At 59.0% G+C, this 14298-nt stretch carries 15 protein-coding genes; 13 read left to right on the forward strand and 2 right to left on the reverse strand.

All coding sequences use genetic code 11. From position 1 onward, the window contains the following. The first annotated feature begins 102 nt into the window (after positions 1 to 102). Positions 103 to 1110 carry an RNA polymerase sigma factor RpoS gene (gene rpoS, locus BLU52_RS04180; RefSeq protein ID WP_090282024.1) on the forward strand — a complete coding sequence of 336 codons (1008 nt, stop codon included), beginning with the start codon at positions 103 to 105 and terminating at the stop codon, positions 1108 to 1110. A gap of 494 nt (positions 1111 to 1604) precedes the next feature. Here the strand turns inward: rpoS and fdxA are convergent, their stop codons facing one another. Both fdxA and mutS read right to left on the reverse strand, forming a co-directional pair. Continuing rightward, positions 1605 to 1928 carry a ferredoxin FdxA gene (gene fdxA, locus BLU52_RS04185; RefSeq protein WP_090282025.1) on the reverse strand — a complete coding sequence of 108 codons (324 nt, stop codon included), beginning with the start codon at positions 1926 to 1928 and terminating at the stop codon, positions 1605 to 1607. A gap of 163 nt (positions 1929 to 2091) precedes the next feature. Beyond that, positions 2092 to 4674, reverse strand: coding sequence for a DNA mismatch repair protein MutS (gene mutS, locus BLU52_RS04190; RefSeq protein WP_090282026.1), 2583 nt, complete (start codon positions 4672 to 4674; stop codon positions 2092 to 2094). 210 nt (positions 4675 to 4884) lie between these two features. Here mutS and BLU52_RS04195 point away from each other — a divergent pair, with 210 nt between their 5' ends. The 12 genes from BLU52_RS04195 (at position 4885) to BLU52_RS04250 (ending at position 14149) form a co-directional block, all read left to right on the forward strand. After that, positions 4885 to 5619 (forward strand): XRE family transcriptional regulator, encoded by a 735-nt coding sequence (locus BLU52_RS04195; protein ID WP_090288437.1) that lies wholly within the window; start codon positions 4885 to 4887, stop codon positions 5617 to 5619. Positions 5620 to 6142: 523 nt separating this feature from the next. After that, entirely contained in the window at positions 6143 to 6481 is a 339-nt protein-coding gene (locus BLU52_RS04200; RefSeq protein WP_039771226.1) for a phage holin family protein, read from the forward strand. A gap of 72 nt (positions 6482 to 6553) precedes the next feature. Next, positions 6554 to 7066, forward strand: a complete 513-nt coding sequence (locus BLU52_RS04205; protein WP_090282027.1) for a hypothetical protein — start codon at positions 6554 to 6556, stop codon at positions 7064 to 7066. A 3-nt stretch (positions 7067 to 7069) separates the two neighbouring features. Further along, entirely contained in the window at positions 7070 to 7678 is a 609-nt protein-coding gene (locus BLU52_RS04210) for a phage baseplate assembly protein V (RefSeq protein WP_090282028.1), read from the forward strand. Positions 7679 to 7693: 15 nt separating this feature from the next. Beyond that, on the forward strand, positions 7694 to 8026 hold the full coding sequence (locus BLU52_RS04215) for a phage baseplate protein (RefSeq protein ID WP_090282029.1): 333 nt from the start codon (positions 7694 to 7696) through the stop codon (positions 8024 to 8026). Then, the gene (locus BLU52_RS04220) at positions 8023 to 9018 is read left to right on the forward strand and encodes a baseplate J/gp47 family protein (protein WP_090282030.1); all 996 of its coding nucleotides are present in this window, start codon (positions 8023 to 8025) and stop codon (positions 9016 to 9018) included. The genes BLU52_RS04215 and BLU52_RS04220 overlap by 4 nt, the downstream gene beginning before the upstream one ends. After that, the gene (locus BLU52_RS04225; protein WP_090282031.1) at positions 9015 to 9650 is read left to right on the forward strand and encodes a phage tail protein I; all 636 of its coding nucleotides are present in this window, start codon (positions 9015 to 9017) and stop codon (positions 9648 to 9650) included. Before BLU52_RS04220 ends, BLU52_RS04225 begins: the two co-directional genes overlap by 4 nt. Beyond that, positions 9651 to 11615, forward strand: a complete 1965-nt coding sequence (locus BLU52_RS04230; protein ID WP_090282032.1) for a phage tail-collar fiber domain-containing protein — start codon at positions 9651 to 9653, stop codon at positions 11613 to 11615. A 24-nt stretch (positions 11616 to 11639) separates the two neighbouring features. Beyond that, positions 11640 to 12170 carry a DUF4376 domain-containing protein gene (locus BLU52_RS04235; RefSeq protein ID WP_090282033.1) on the forward strand — a complete coding sequence of 177 codons (531 nt, stop codon included), beginning with the start codon at positions 11640 to 11642 and terminating at the stop codon, positions 12168 to 12170. A gap of 118 nt (positions 12171 to 12288) precedes the next feature. Next, positions 12289 to 12474 carry a hypothetical protein gene (locus tag BLU52_RS04240; protein ID WP_090282034.1) on the forward strand — a complete coding sequence of 62 codons (186 nt, stop codon included), beginning with the start codon at positions 12289 to 12291 and terminating at the stop codon, positions 12472 to 12474. A gap of 2 nt (positions 12475 to 12476) precedes the next feature. Then, positions 12477 to 13643 carry a phage tail sheath protein gene (locus BLU52_RS04245; RefSeq protein ID WP_090282035.1) on the forward strand — a complete coding sequence of 389 codons (1167 nt, stop codon included), beginning with the start codon at positions 12477 to 12479 and terminating at the stop codon, positions 13641 to 13643. Further along, positions 13643 to 14149, forward strand: a complete 507-nt coding sequence (locus BLU52_RS04250) for a phage major tail tube protein (RefSeq protein ID WP_090282036.1) — start codon at positions 13643 to 13645, stop codon at positions 14147 to 14149. Before BLU52_RS04245 ends, BLU52_RS04250 begins: the two co-directional genes overlap by 1 nt. The last annotated feature ends 149 nt before the right edge of the window (positions 14150 to 14298 follow it).

A 14298-nucleotide genomic window follows, 5' to 3' on the forward strand; every position in this document is an offset into this window, starting at 1 on the left:
TAAGCCAGCCTGTTCCGTCGCGTAGAGGGGACAGGCTCCAGCGTTGCCAAGGATAAAGGCGTCGCTTGAGCTTGGGGTCGAACTCACCAAAGGACTATAACAATGGCTCTCAGTAAAGAAGTGCCGGAGTTTGACATCGACGATGAGGTTCTCCTTATGGAGACCGGCATCGATTCGGATTCGATGTCGAATGATGAAGGGGCTGCTCCACCTTCCGTTCGTTCCAGATCCAAACACTCCGCTACACTCAAACAACATAAGTACATCGATTACACGCGTGCACTTGATGCCACGCAGTTGTACCTCAACGAAATCGGCTTTTCCCCTCTGCTCTCCCCGGAAGAAGAAGTTCATTTTGCGCGCTTGTCGCAAAGTGGCGATCCCGCCGGGCGCAAGCGCATGATCGAAAGTAACCTGCGGCTGGTAGTCAAGATCGCCCGGCGTTACGTCAATCGGGGGCTGTCGCTACTGGATCTGATCGAAGAGGGCAACCTCGGGCTGATTCGTGCGGTGGAAAAGTTCGATCCCGAGCGCGGCTTCCGCTTTTCGACCTACGCGACCTGGTGGATTCGTCAGACCATCGAACGCGCGATCATGAATCAGACCCGGACCATCCGGCTGCCGATTCATGTGGTCAAGGAACTCAACGTGTACCTGCGGGCTGCACGTGAGCTGACCCAAAAACTCGACCACGAACCTTCACCCGAAGAAATTGCCAACCTGCTGGAAAAACCGGTGGGCGAGGTCAAGCGCATGCTCGGCCTGAACGAGCGGGTTTCTTCGGTCGACGTCTCGCTGGGTCCGGATTCGGATAAAACCCTGCTGGACACCCTCACCGACGATCGTCCGACCGATCCGTGCGAACTGCTCCAGGATGACGACCTGTCGCAGAGCATCGATCAGTGGCTGTCGGAGTTGACCGACAAGCAGCGCGAAGTGGTGGTACGTCGCTTCGGCCTGCGCGGTCATGAAAGCAGTACGCTGGAAGACGTAGGCCTGGAGATCGGTCTGACCCGGGAACGGGTGCGGCAGATCCAGGTGGAAGGCCTGAAACGCCTGCGTGAGATCCTTGAGAAGAATGGCCTGTCGAGCGAGTCGCTTTTTCAATAAGCGACTGCCCGGCCGCCCGCAAGAAGCCCCGACCGGTTCGGGGCTTTTTGTTGTCTGTAGCAAATACGGCGGATTGTGATGCGGTCTAAGGGCTGGATGAGCGAGATGTAGTCTCGCTCTGTAAGCCAATGCTTACTGTTTCGTAAGTGTTCGATATTTTTACAGTGTGGCGGACGGCTATTCCGCTTGTCGATGTCACGTAATGCACTGATAAAAAAGCATATTCCTGATTATTAAAAGCTCATGACAGTAATTTCTGGCGCTTGAGGCCGATTGTCCCGTTCTGGAAAATCATTAGTATCTGAACTGTGTCGACGGACAGACACGCCCTTCAAGGAGGAGGGGAACGGACATCGCAGGACGTGATTCATCAGGACGATGAAAGGGAATACAGGGAATAGGGAAAAATGTGGGCGGGTCATACCGCCCCTTTTTTTGCCTGCAGAAAAGCAAAAAGGCCCGCGAGGGGCCTTTTCTTTCGAGCGCGGGGCAGATCAGCGTTCGAGCTGTTCGATCTTGTTCTGTTTGCCGTCCCACTCTTCAGCATCCGGCAATGGATCTTTCTTCTCGGTGATGTTCGGCCAGATTTCAGCCAATTCAACGTTCAGCTGAATGAAGTTTTCCATGCCGGCAGGGATTTCATCTTCCGAGAAGATGGCCACAGCAGGGCATTCTGGTTCGCACAGTGCGCAGTCGATGCACTCGTCCGGGTGGATCACCAGGAAGTTCGGGCCTTCGTAAAAGCAGTCCACCGGACACACTTCTACGCAGTCGGTGTACTTGCACTTGATGCAGTTGTCGGTGACGACGAAGGTCATTTCTAATTTTCTCCTCAGGCGGCGGCAGCGTTGCCCCTTCACGGTTGGGGTCGCCAGGTTCGGGAGCGATACCTGCTGGCCAGGCTATGAGCCAGCAGCATCCCGAACCGCGCGAGATTCTAACAGCTTGAAGCGATTTGCGTTATATCCGCTTCTTCAGTGCTTATATCCGGTTCTTCAGTGCATAGAGCATTTCGAGTGCGCGGCGCGGGGTCATGTCATCCAGGTCAACTTTCGCCAGTTCATCCAGCACCGGGTGCGGCAGGCTGGCGAACATATCGCTTTGCTGCGGCGCTGCGGGTTTGCCTTTGGCGGCCGGTTTCGGCGCCTCATGGGGCAGCGCGGTGTCTTCCAGACGACTCAGATGCTCACGGGCACGCACGATCACTTCGCTCGGCACGCCGGCCAGTTGCGCCACGGCGAGGCCATAACTCTGGCTGGCCGGCCCCGGCAGCACGTGGTGCAGGAACACGATGCGCTCGTTGTGCTCGGTGGCATTGAGATGCACGTTGGCCACCAAGGGTTCGGCCTCCGGCAGCACGGTCAGTTCAAAATAGTGCGTCGCGAACAGCGTATACGCACGCAGGTGCGCCAGACGTTCAGCCGCAGCCCAGGCCAGCGACAGTCCATCGAAGGTGCTGGTGCCGCGACCGACTTCGTCCATCAATACCAGGCTTCGTTCGGTGGCGTTGTGCAGAATGTTGGCGGTCTCACTCATCTCAACCATGAAGGTCGAACGGCCGCCGGCGAGGTCATCGCTCGAGCCGATCCGGGTGAAGATGCGGTCGACCAGCGACAATTCGCAACTGGCCGCCGGTACGAAGCTGCCGATATGCGCGAGCAGCACGATCAGCGCGGTCTGGCGCATGTAGGTGGATTTACCGCCCATGTTCGGGCCGGTGATCACCAGCATGCGCGTGTTGTCATCCAGGCTCAGGTCGTTGGCCACGAACGGCGTCGTCAGCACTTGCTCGACCACTGGGTGGCGGCCCTGAGTAATGCGCATGCACGGCTCGCTGACGAAGCGCGGGCAGTTCAGGTCGAGGTTCAGTGCACGTTCGGCGAGGTTGCTCAGCACATCCAGTTCGGCCAGCGCGCCAGCGGTGTCCTGCAGCGGTGGCAACTGGCTGATCAGGTCTTCGAGCAGGGCTTCGTAGAGCATCTTTTCACGGGCCAGTGCACGGCTCTTGGCGGACAGTGCCTTGTCTTCGAACTCTTTCAGCTCTGGGGTGATGAAGCGCTCGGCACCCTTCAAGGTCTGGCGGCGGATATAGTCCGCTGGCGCCGACTCGGCCTGCTTGCTCGGCAGTTCGATGAAATACCCGTGAATGCGGTTATAACCGACTTTCAGATTGGCAAGGCCAGTGCGGGCTTTTTCCCGGGCCTCAAGATCGATCAGGAACTGACCGGCGTTTTCGCTCAGCGATTGCAACTCGTCCAGTTCACTGTCGTAACCGGTTTTCAGCACGCCGCCGTCGCGGATCACCGCGGGCGGGTTGTCGATGATGGCTTTCGCCAGCAATGCCGCCAGTTCCGGGTAGGTGCTGGTGATGGTCGCCAGATTTTGCAGGTGCGGCGCCTCCAGATCGGTCATCGCCGCTTGGAGTTCCGGCAATGCACCCAGTGCATCGCGCAGACGCGCAAGGTCACGCGGTCGCGCATTGCGCAGGCCGATCCGCGCTAGAATGCGCTCGATGTCACCGATTTCCTTGAGCTGCGGTTGCAGCTTCTCAAAGCGATAGCGATCAAGCAGGCAAGTGATCGAGGTCTGACGCGCCAACAATACGGTCAGATCGCGCAGCGGGCGGTTCAGCCAGCGGGTCAGCAAACGGCTGCCCATGGCCGTCTGGCAACGATCAACCACCGATTGCAAGGTGTTGTCGCGACCGCCCGCCAGGTTGGTGTCGAGTTCCAGATTGCGCCGGCTCGCACCGTCGAGCACCACCGTGTCATCCAGGCGTTCATGACGCAGGCTGCGCAAGTGGGGCAGGGCGGTGCGCTGGGTTTCCTTGGCGTACGCCAGAAGGCAGCCGGCGGCGCCGATGGCCAGCGTCAGGTTCTCGCAACCGAAGCCTTTCAGGTCCTGCGTGGAAAACTGCTGGCAAAGGCTTTTCAGCGCCGAGTCGCGCTCGAAATCCCACGGCGCACGACGGCGCACGCCACGGCGTTTTTCCGCCGGCAGGTCTTTCGGCCAGTCATCCGGAATCAGCAGCTCAACCGGATTGACCCGCTCCAGTTCCGCCAGCAGGTTTTCCCAGCCCTTGATCTCCAGCACGGTGAAATTGCCGCTGGTGATATCCAGCACCGCCAGACCGAACAGACGCTCGTCACCCAGCACTGCCGCGATGAGGTTGTCGCGGCGCTCATCGAGCAACGCTTCGTCGCTGACCGTTCCCGGTGTGATGATCCGCACCACCTGACGTTCGACCGGGCCTTTGCTGGTGGCCGGATCGCCGACCTGCTCGCAGATCACCACCGACTCGCCAAGCTTGACCAGTTTCGCCAGATAGCCTTCCGCGGCGTGATAGGGAATGCCGCACATCGGAATCGCCTGCCCCGCGGACTGGCCGCGCGCAGTCAGAGTGATGTCGAGCAGCTTGGCGGCCTTCTTCGCGTCCTCATAGAAGATCTCGTAGAAATCGCCCATGCGGTAGAACATCAGCTGATCCGGGTGCTGATTCTTCAGTCGCCAGTATTGCTGCATCATCGGGGTGTGGGAGGACAGGTCGGAGACGGCTTTATTCATCGGATTGTCAGGCAACTCGTTAAAAGAGGTAGGGCAAAAGCGCGGCATCGGCCGGGCGTTTCCGCGATGGACGCAAGGTTACCATGGGCGCTCAATCGGACGCAGGCATCGCGGTCGATTGGCGGGTTTGTTCATCGAAATGTTGTTTTATGCATGTTATATGCAAAAGAGCATTTGTCTTCGCAAAAAACTTCAAGCACTATGCGCGTTATGCAAAAACGCAACGTAGCCTCCGTCTTAAGAGCACTGCTCGATCAGCACGGGATCTCCCCCACGGAGCTCCATCGTCGCACCGGCGTGCCTCAATCCACTCTCTCGCGGATTCTCAGCGGGAAGATCGTCGATCCTTCGGATAAACACATTTCGAAAATCGCCGAATACTTCGGCGTGAGCACCGATCAGCTGCGCGGGCGCGCGGACGTCGCGGCGACGTCCGGCGGCGGGCGTGACGACGTGCATGCGGAACTCAAGGACATAAGCCTGTGGGACGACGACACCCCTGTCGATGACGACGAGGTGTCGGTGCCCTTTCTTCGTGAGGTTGAATTGGCTGCTGGATCAGGAAGATTCGTCATCGAAGAGAGCGAGCGCTCTAGCCTGCGCTTCGGCAAGCGCAGCCTGCGCCATAACGGTGTGCAGTTCGACCAGGCCAAATGCGTGACGGTACGCGGCAACAGCATGTTGCCGGTGCTGCGCGATGGCGCCACCGTCGGTGTGAATGCGGGCAAGTGCGGCATTGGCGACATCATCGATGGCGACCTTTATGCGATCAACCACAACGGCCAGTTGCGGGTGAAACAGCTCTACCGTCTGCCGACCGGGATCCGTCTGCGCAGCTTCAATCGCGATGAGCACCCGGACGAGGACTACAGCTTCCAGGAAATCCAGGAAGAGCAGATCGTCATCCTCGGCCATGTATTCTGGTGGGGCATGTACGCCCGCTAAGCCCATCACTTTCAGATAAGCCCGCCCCTCGGCGGGTTTTTTTTCGCCTGCTGAAAGCCGCCAACCCCTTTGGCAGCGGGGCTTCCATGCATTCGTGCATTCTTGATGCATAAATAAATGCATTTACGCATTGACTGTATATGCATCCATGCATATTCTTGCCACCAAGCCGCTCGACAAAGCGGCTGGCAAGACAAGCTCTTTAGTTCCACAAGCACAGGCAGCGATGAACCGGCCTCAACGGTTCAGAGGGTTGGCAACTGACCCGGGTGTGCAGCGTAAAGCACCAGAAGCAGTTATCCGGCGGGCAGGGACCGCGGTCGGAAAAACAATCTGAATGACTCGTACCGCGCCAGTAGCGCCGAAAAGTCAGCTTCCTTCTTGAACACTGGATTTGAAGGAAGGCGAAGGAGCGCATTACTGAAAAGCCTGGCGTGCAAGCGCCGGGCTTTTTGGAATGCCTGCCTCAAGAGAAACCGTTTGAACCAACCCATCACTCATCAATCACCCACGGAGGCGTGACATGACAAACGAGCAACAAGCGTTGGCGGACATGCCGATCTGGCTGGTCATCCTCCTGGCCGTCGTTGGCGGGGTGTCCGGCGAAATGTGGCGCGCGGACAAGGAGGGCGCCCGCGGCTGGTCATTGCTGCGGCGCCTGGCCTTGCGCTCCGGCGCCTGCATGATCTGCGGCGTGTCGGCGATCATGCTGCTGTATGCCGCAGGGCTGTCCATATGGGCCGCCGGCGCATTCGGCTGCCTGACTGCCATGGCCGGTGCCGACGTCGCCATCGGTCTGTACGAACGCTGGGCCGCCAAGCGCATCGGCGTCTGCGAAGTGCCACCGCGCGATCCACAGTAACCCATCACTTTCCTGACTCGCTGCACGCTGTGCGGCGGGTTTTGGCGTGGACATTAGAAAAGGAGGTCACGCATGCCCATCCCGATCCAGCAGCCCTCGCAGCTGTACACGGCAATGGCAACAACCTTGCGCAACAGCGCCGGACTCAACGTGCAGGTCGGCCATCAGGAGGATTTCAGCGCACCTGGCGCACAGGCTTGGGTGTTGATCGATGTTGACCGCAATGCACCGGGCGTTCGTGCTGCTGACGGGCGTATTGCCCATGTGCTGACGCTGTCGCTGCAAGTCATCCCGGCACTTTCCGCCAGTGCCTTTGCCGCCTGCGATCTGATCGCCGTGCTGAAAAATCTGATCACCGACAATCGCTGGGGGCTGCCCGGCGATCAGTGTGATCTGCCGATGAATATCGACGGTTTGCCGTCAATTCACGGCGAGCAATACAAAACCTGGACGCTGACATTCGAGCAGACGCTCTATCTCGGCCCAACCCTCCTTAACGACCCGCTGGGCATCCCCAGATTCGCCCGTACCTGGGAGGTCAGCGACATTGACGACCCCGATCAATACACCGCGCTGGAGGCCTGACGAATGTTCGATGCACTACTGCGTATGCAACTGGGCCCGGTCATCGAGCGGCTGGCGGAAATGGAAGCGGACATCGAGGACCTGCACCGACGCGCCGAGAGTTTCTGTCGGATCGGCCTCTGTCAGACCGTCGATGCCGCCAGCAATACCTGCACGGTCAGCCACGGCGGTTTGCTCACGCCGGCGATCAAGTTCTTCAACCCCAGCGCGGGTGCGCAAAGCGAATCGCGGATTCCGTCGATGGGCGAGCAATGCCTGCTGTTCAACTACGGCAGCGGCGAAAGCGGTGCGCAGAGCGTGGCGTTGTTTGGCTTGAACAGCGATCGTTTTCCACCCGCCGCCTCGGTGCCGACGCTGACCCGACGAGTGCACCAGGACGGCAGCGAAAGCAGTTACGACGACGCCACTCACACCTTGCACTGGCAAAACGGCCCGGCCGCGTTCAACGGTTCTCGCGAATCGCTTGAGCTCAGCATCGGCCCGGCGCGACTGGCGCTCACGCCACAACTGATCACCCTGCAACTGGGTGCCGTGGGCGTGACCATCGACGCTTCGGGCGTGCACTTCAGCGGCCCGTTGGTCGACCACCAAGGCCGCGTCATTAGTCCCTGATTTCAAGAGCTTTCCATGATCGGAATCGATAGAGACAGCGGGGCCACGGTTGACGACTGGCTGCAGTTTGTGCAGCGCGCGACCCGAGCCCTGACCACACCGCTGGGCACCCGGCAAAAACGGCCCTTGTACGGTTCGCTGATCCCCACGTCGCTGGGGCAGAACCTCGGCGATGACGTGTTGCTGCTGGCGCAGAGCCACGCGGCGCAAGCGTTCTACAACGTGCAGAACGGCATCGGCGATTTTCAACCGCAAGTGATCGTCGCCAGCCGTCAGGGCGCCGGTCTGCTCCTGCGTTTCGCCGGCACCTGGAAAAACCGCCAACAAACCTTCGAGGTCGTGACATGAGCATGTTGATTCCCGGCCAGAACCAATTGGTCGAACCCGCACTGATCAAGGTCGACGCTTTCGAGGACCTGCTCGCCGAGTTCAAGGCCTTCGTCGTCGACTACGTCGCGGCACGCTCGCTAGACAGCGCGATAAAACTCAAGACCAGCCTGGAGAACGAAAGCGAACTGCTGACCCTTGCACTCGAAGCGTTCTGCGTGCGGCTGCAAACCCACGAGCGCAAATACAACGCCCGCATCAAGCAGATGCTGGCGTGGTGGGCGACCGGCAGCAATCTTGATGCACGGCTGGCGGACATGGGCCTTGAGCGGCAGTTGCTTGATCCCGGTGACCCGGCCGCGTTTCCGCCAGTGCCGGCAATTTATGAAAGCGACGACGATGCTCGCTTGCGTTATTACCTGGCGCCACACGCTCCGGCGGCGGGTTCGCGGATGCAGTATCGCCGCGAAGTCTTCACCCTCGGCGAGCGTCCGGCGGTAAAGGTGGGGTCCACCGAGGCAGGCGTGGTGAATGTCACTTACACCTTCAACCCGGACGGCCTCGCCGCGCAAGTTAAGGATGGCAATGCCCGGCGCACCGCACCGGGCGAAGTGCAGGTCACTGTGCTGTCCCGCGGCGGTGATGGCACGCCTTCCGCGACATTGCTTGACGGCGTTCGTCAGCACTTCGCACGGCCTGATGTACGACCGGAAACCGACTTGGTTACCATCAAGGCAGCCGACATTCAGCGCTACAAGATCCGCGTTGTCGCGAAGATATATTCCGGCCCTGACTCAGGCCTGACCAAAGTCGCCGCGCAACAACAATTGCAGGCCTACGCCGACAGTTGCCATCGCCTCGAAGGCCGGGTCGATCCAAGCTGGATCGACTACATGCTGCACAGTGCCGGCGCCGTGCAATTGCAGATTCTTGAACCGCTAACGCCGATCGTGACTACGGCGTTTCAAGCGCCGTATTGCACTGCGGTCGAGGTCGAGGTGCTGACGCTATGAGTGAAAAAACTCAGCGCCCAACACTGCTGCCGGCCAACAGTTCGGCACTTGAACGAGGTCTGGACCTGGGCTTTGGCGCCTTGCTTGATCGCATCGCGCCGCCGTTCCCGGAGCTGATGAACCCAGCAGAAACACCGGTCGCCTTTCTGCCGTATCTGGCAGCGGATCGCGGTGTTGCTGAATGGAGCACCGCCGCACCGGAAGCAGAAAAGCGCCTGACCGTCGAACTGGCCTGGCCCACGGCACGTCAGGCCGGCACTCGAAAAGCGCTGGAAAACGCTGCCAAGGGTTTGCAACTGCGCCCGGAAATCCGCGCCTGGTACGAACAGACACCGCCCGGCGCCCCCTACAGCTTTTCCGTGCGCGCCTTCACTGAACAACCTTACAGCGAAGCCATCGACGCCCGTCTCGACCGACGCCTGGCCAATGCCAAAAGCGAGCGGGATGTGCTGACCGTCTCGGTGGGGCTCAGCGCGTTCGGCAATCACGTCATCGGCGCCGCGACGTTCTGCGGCGAGCTGACCACGGTTTACCCGGTGTTCATCGAAGGCCTGGAAACCTCTGGCGAGGCGTTCATGGCCGCCGCTTTGTACACCGTCGAAACATCCACTATTTATCCTCAGGGGGCCTGAATGGCTGACTATTACACCCTGCTCACCAACGCAGGGACTGCCTACGAAACGGCGTGCAAGGCCGTGGGTGTGCCGATCAAGCTGACGCAGATTTCGGTCGGCGACGGCAACGGCGCGGTCTACAACCCGGCCGCGACCGCCACCGCGCTGAAACGCGAAGTCTGGCGCGGACCGCTCAATGCACTGTTCCAGGACGAGAAAAATCCGAGCTGGCTACTCGCCGAAGTGACCATTCCGCCGGATGTTGGCGGCTGGTATGTGCGCGAAGCAGGGCTGTGGACCGACACCGGCATTCTCTACGCCGTCGTCAAATACCCGGAGTCGTTCAAACCGGTGCTGGCGACGTCGGGCTCGGGGAAAGAGTTTTACATCCGCTCGATTTTCGAGACGAGCAATGCGTCGCTAGTGACCCTGCAGATTGATGACACGGTGGTCAAAGCCACGCGTGCCTGGGTCATGAGCTATCTGGCCGAAGAACTCGGCAAGCTCGACGGCAAACAATCGGTGCGGGTCGCGGCGACTGGCAATGTCGTGCTGAACGGCGCGCAGCAGATTGATGGTGTGGCGGTGATCGCCGGTGATCGTGTGTTGCTGTCGAGCCAGACACCGGCCAAGGACAACGGCCTGTGGATTGTTGCCAATGGCGAGTGGCAGCGCACGGCTGATGCCGACTCCACCGCCAAAGTTACGCCGGGCCTCACGGTGATGGTGGAGGAGGGCTTAGCGAATGGAGATTCGCTGTGGCACATGACCTCCAACGGGCCGATCACGCTAGGCACTACTGCGTTGACGTTCAAGATGCTTGCAGGGCGAACCGGGATTGCTGCGGGGACTTACAAGAGTCTGACTGTTGATGAATATGGCCGCGCGACGGCTGGTGCCAATCCTGAGACATTGGCCGGTTTTGGCATCAAGGATTCGTACACCAAAGCTGAAGTTGAAGCACTGATCGCCAAGGCTTCTGCGTTGCCGGTGGGTTCGATTGTAGCGTTTCCGGTTGACGCGCCACCACCGGGTTTTCTGGAACTGGATAACAGCGTCAAGAGTAGCGCTACTTACCCGGACTTGAGCGCTTATCTGGGTGGCAAGTTCAACAAGGGCGATGAGGGCGTTGGCAATTTCCGGTTGCCAGAATCGCGTGGTGAGTTTCTACGTGGTTGGGATCACGGACGAGGTGTTGACGCGGGACGGGAAATGGGAAGCTTCCAAAAGGCAACCCTCTTAGCGACCGATGCAGTAACCCCCGCATTGACAGCGCTGCAAGACACGACCGTTGGGTTCAAGCTTGGGCCGACCCTCACTGAGAACAGTCATTCCTATGTTGGAGGTGACGTTGTCAATAAGGCCATGTATCCGGATACCGGCATTTCCGTTAGCACGGCTGAGAGAGCAGGGCTGTCATTTTTAGATAGTCTGCCCATTTATGATCGAGGCAATCTTGTTGGGACGCGGCCACGCAACCTCGCCGTTATGTGGTGCATCAAAGCCTGGAATGCGCCAGTCAATCAGGGAAACGTCGATATCACTGCACTGGCTACGCTGGCGCAACACGCCTCCGAAACCAATCAAGGCACAGCAAAAGTCGCGACTCAAGTGCAGACGGATGCAGGCTCGGACGATAGAACGATTGTCACTCCCAAAAAAATGCGCTGGGGATTTTCAATCAGCGTATCCGGGGACATGAGTGGTAGCTACGTCATCTTCCCGAGCTGGCTTGGAGGTTTGATTCTCCAATGGGGCATGACGCTTGCCATTCCCTCTGGAGGCAATTACGTACAGGTTTTCCCCTTAGCCTTTCCAATGGTAAACCCATCAGTTTTTACTACTTATCCCAATACAGCGACGGATGCTCCCGTTGGATCGACCTATATCGGGCAAATCAAAGGGATCAGTAAAGCAAACGTGACCATTCGCAATACGGGACAGGCTACCGGACAGTTTTATTATTTTGCAATTGGTCGCTAACACACCAAGTGGTGAGGATTAATCATGAAGTTTGCAACATTTGATGAGAGCGGAACGCTGATGGGGCGATACGACTCAAGCATTCACAGCGTTATACCCGAGAGCGCAATTGAACTTGACGAAGCAGTATTTCAGGCGACCAGAGCGGATACAGACGGCGTTTGGAAACGAGTAGACGGGGAAATCGTCAAAGTCGCGCTACCCGATGTTTCTTCGAATAACGCTGCAGCGTTCGCAACTGAGCGTTTTGCACGAGAGACATCAGGCATAACGGTAGAAAACTTAAGCATCGAGACGACCCGTGACAGCCAGGCACTCATCGCCAGTACAGGACTGTCAGCGATTCTCGACGCGGAGTACCGCTGTAACTTCAAAACGCTGGATGGATTTGTCCACATCAACGCAACGCAAATTCTGGCTATTGCCAAAGCTGTCCGTGCTCACGTCCAAGCCTGTTTTGACCGGGAGCTCGAGCTGTTGAATGCGCTCGAGTCGGGCACTTACACAGACGAAATGCTCAAGGATGGCTGGCCCGACACTTCGTCGACCGAGTAAGTCGACTCACTTCAATAAACGCCCCTTACCCTGGGGCGTTTTTTTGCCCGCGTAAAGCATTCAACACCCGCCAAGCCCCTCCGTTGGAGGGGCTTTCCCGTTTATGGAGAAACGAAAAATGGCAAACCGCCAAACCTACACCGTGCTCGTCCCATTCCCCACCAGCGGTGGGCACTGGTCGAGCGTCGGTCAAGAGCTTGATCTGCTCGATGTCGAGGCCAGTGCCTTGCACAGCGCCGGGCGTCTGCAACTGAAAACATCTTCCACCCAGGCCAAAAAGGCCGCTGCCAAGAAGGCTGACTGAACATGGCTGAGGTTTTGAACTTCGAGCACAACGGCATTACCGTCAATGCCACCGAATCCCCCGAGGCCATGGGTGGCCTGGGTGACAACGTCATCGGTCTGGTCGGCACCGCGCCGAACGCCGATCCGCTGATTCCGCGGAACGCACCGTTCCGCATCAACAGTTTCACCACCCATGCGCTGCTCGATCCGAGCGGTGCGGAAGAGGGCACGCTGTACCACGCGGTCTACCAGATCCTCAAAGTGGTCAAGGTGCCGGTCTATGTGGTGATCGTCGAAGCGGGCGCGACCCCGGCCGATACGGTCAATGCGGTGATTGGCGGTGTCGAGCCGGCCACTGGCCGCAAGCTCGGTCTGGCTGCGCTGGGCAGTGTCCCGGAAGACCTGACCATCATTGGCGCGCCGGGCTTCACCGGCAGCAAAGCGGTGGCCGGTGAATTCGCCTCGTTCGGCAAGCGCATCAAGGCCCGTGTGGTGCTGGACGGCAAAGACGTTTCGGTGGCCGATCAGGTGCTGTACAGCCAGGAACTGGGCGGCGCCGAACTCGGTTTCGACCGTTGCCTGGTGGTGCACAACATGCCTGCGGTTTACTCGAAAGCGGCGAAGAAAAACGTTTTCCTCGCACCGTCCAGCCTGGCGATCGCCGCGCTGGCCAAGGTCAAGCAGTGGGAAAGCCCGGGCAATCAGGTGACCTTCGCCGAAGACGTCTCGCGCGTCGTCGAATACAACATCCTCGACACCTCCACCGAAGGCGATCTGCTCAACCGCTACGGCGTCAGCTACTACGCGCGCACCGTGCTGGGTGGCTTCTCGCTGCTGGGCAATCGCTCGATCACCGGCAAGTTCATCAGCTACGTCGGCCTCGAAGATGCGATCAGCCGCAAGCTGGTCAAGGCCGGCCAGAAAGCCATGGCCAAGAACCTCACCAAGTCGTTCATGGACCAGGAGGTCAAGCGCATCAACGACTGGCTGCAGACTCTGGTTGCCGACGAAACCATTCCTGGCGGCAGCGTTTATCTGCACCCGGAACTCAACAGCGTCGAGAAGTACAAGAACGGCACCTGGTACGTAGTCATCGATTACGGCCGCTACGCGCCGAACGAACACATGGTTTATCAACTCAACGCCCGCGATGAAATCATCGAGCAGTTCCTGGAGGACGTTCTCTAATGTTTACCAACCGTAATCGCCAGGCCATCGCGGCCACTCTGCAAGGCTTGCCGCTGTCGGCGACCGTAGAGGAATTCACCCCGCCGAAAATCGAATTCGACATGGAAGAAATGCGCGGCGGGCGCTTTATCGTCGAAGAGATGGCCAAGGGCGGCAAGGCGCTCAACGCCAAGCTGACCCTGCAAGGCCTCGGCGCCGAAGTGATGCTCGCACTGGGTGTGAAGCTGGGCGACGACATCCTGCTGAACGTGCGTGAAGCCGGTCAGGATCAGGACGGCAACACCTGGTTTACCTACCACACCGTGGGCGGTCAGCTGAAATCCCTTGAAGAAACCGCAGTGAAAATGGGCGAAAAACCCAAGACCAATCTGGAGCTGTCCTGCCGCACCTACAACCGCCTGGAAAACGGCGTGCCGGTGATCGACATCGACGTGCGCACGCAGAAGTTCGTGCTCAACGGCGTCGACATTCTCGGTGACGCGCGACGTGCGGTGCTGATGCCGTAACCCCCGGGCACACACCAAACCCCTGTAGGAGTGAGCCTGCTCGCGATGGCGGTGGGTCAATCAACTCAATGTTGGAAGTGCCGCCCTCATCGCGGGCAAGCCCGCTCCCACAAGGGGTTTCAATAATTCCCAAAGAATCACCAAGGAAT

The sequence above is a fragment of the Pseudomonas granadensis genome (assembly GCF_900105485.1).
In the GTDB taxonomy this organism is placed as follows: Bacteria; Pseudomonadota; Gammaproteobacteria; order Pseudomonadales; family Pseudomonadaceae; genus Aquipseudomonas; species Aquipseudomonas granadensis.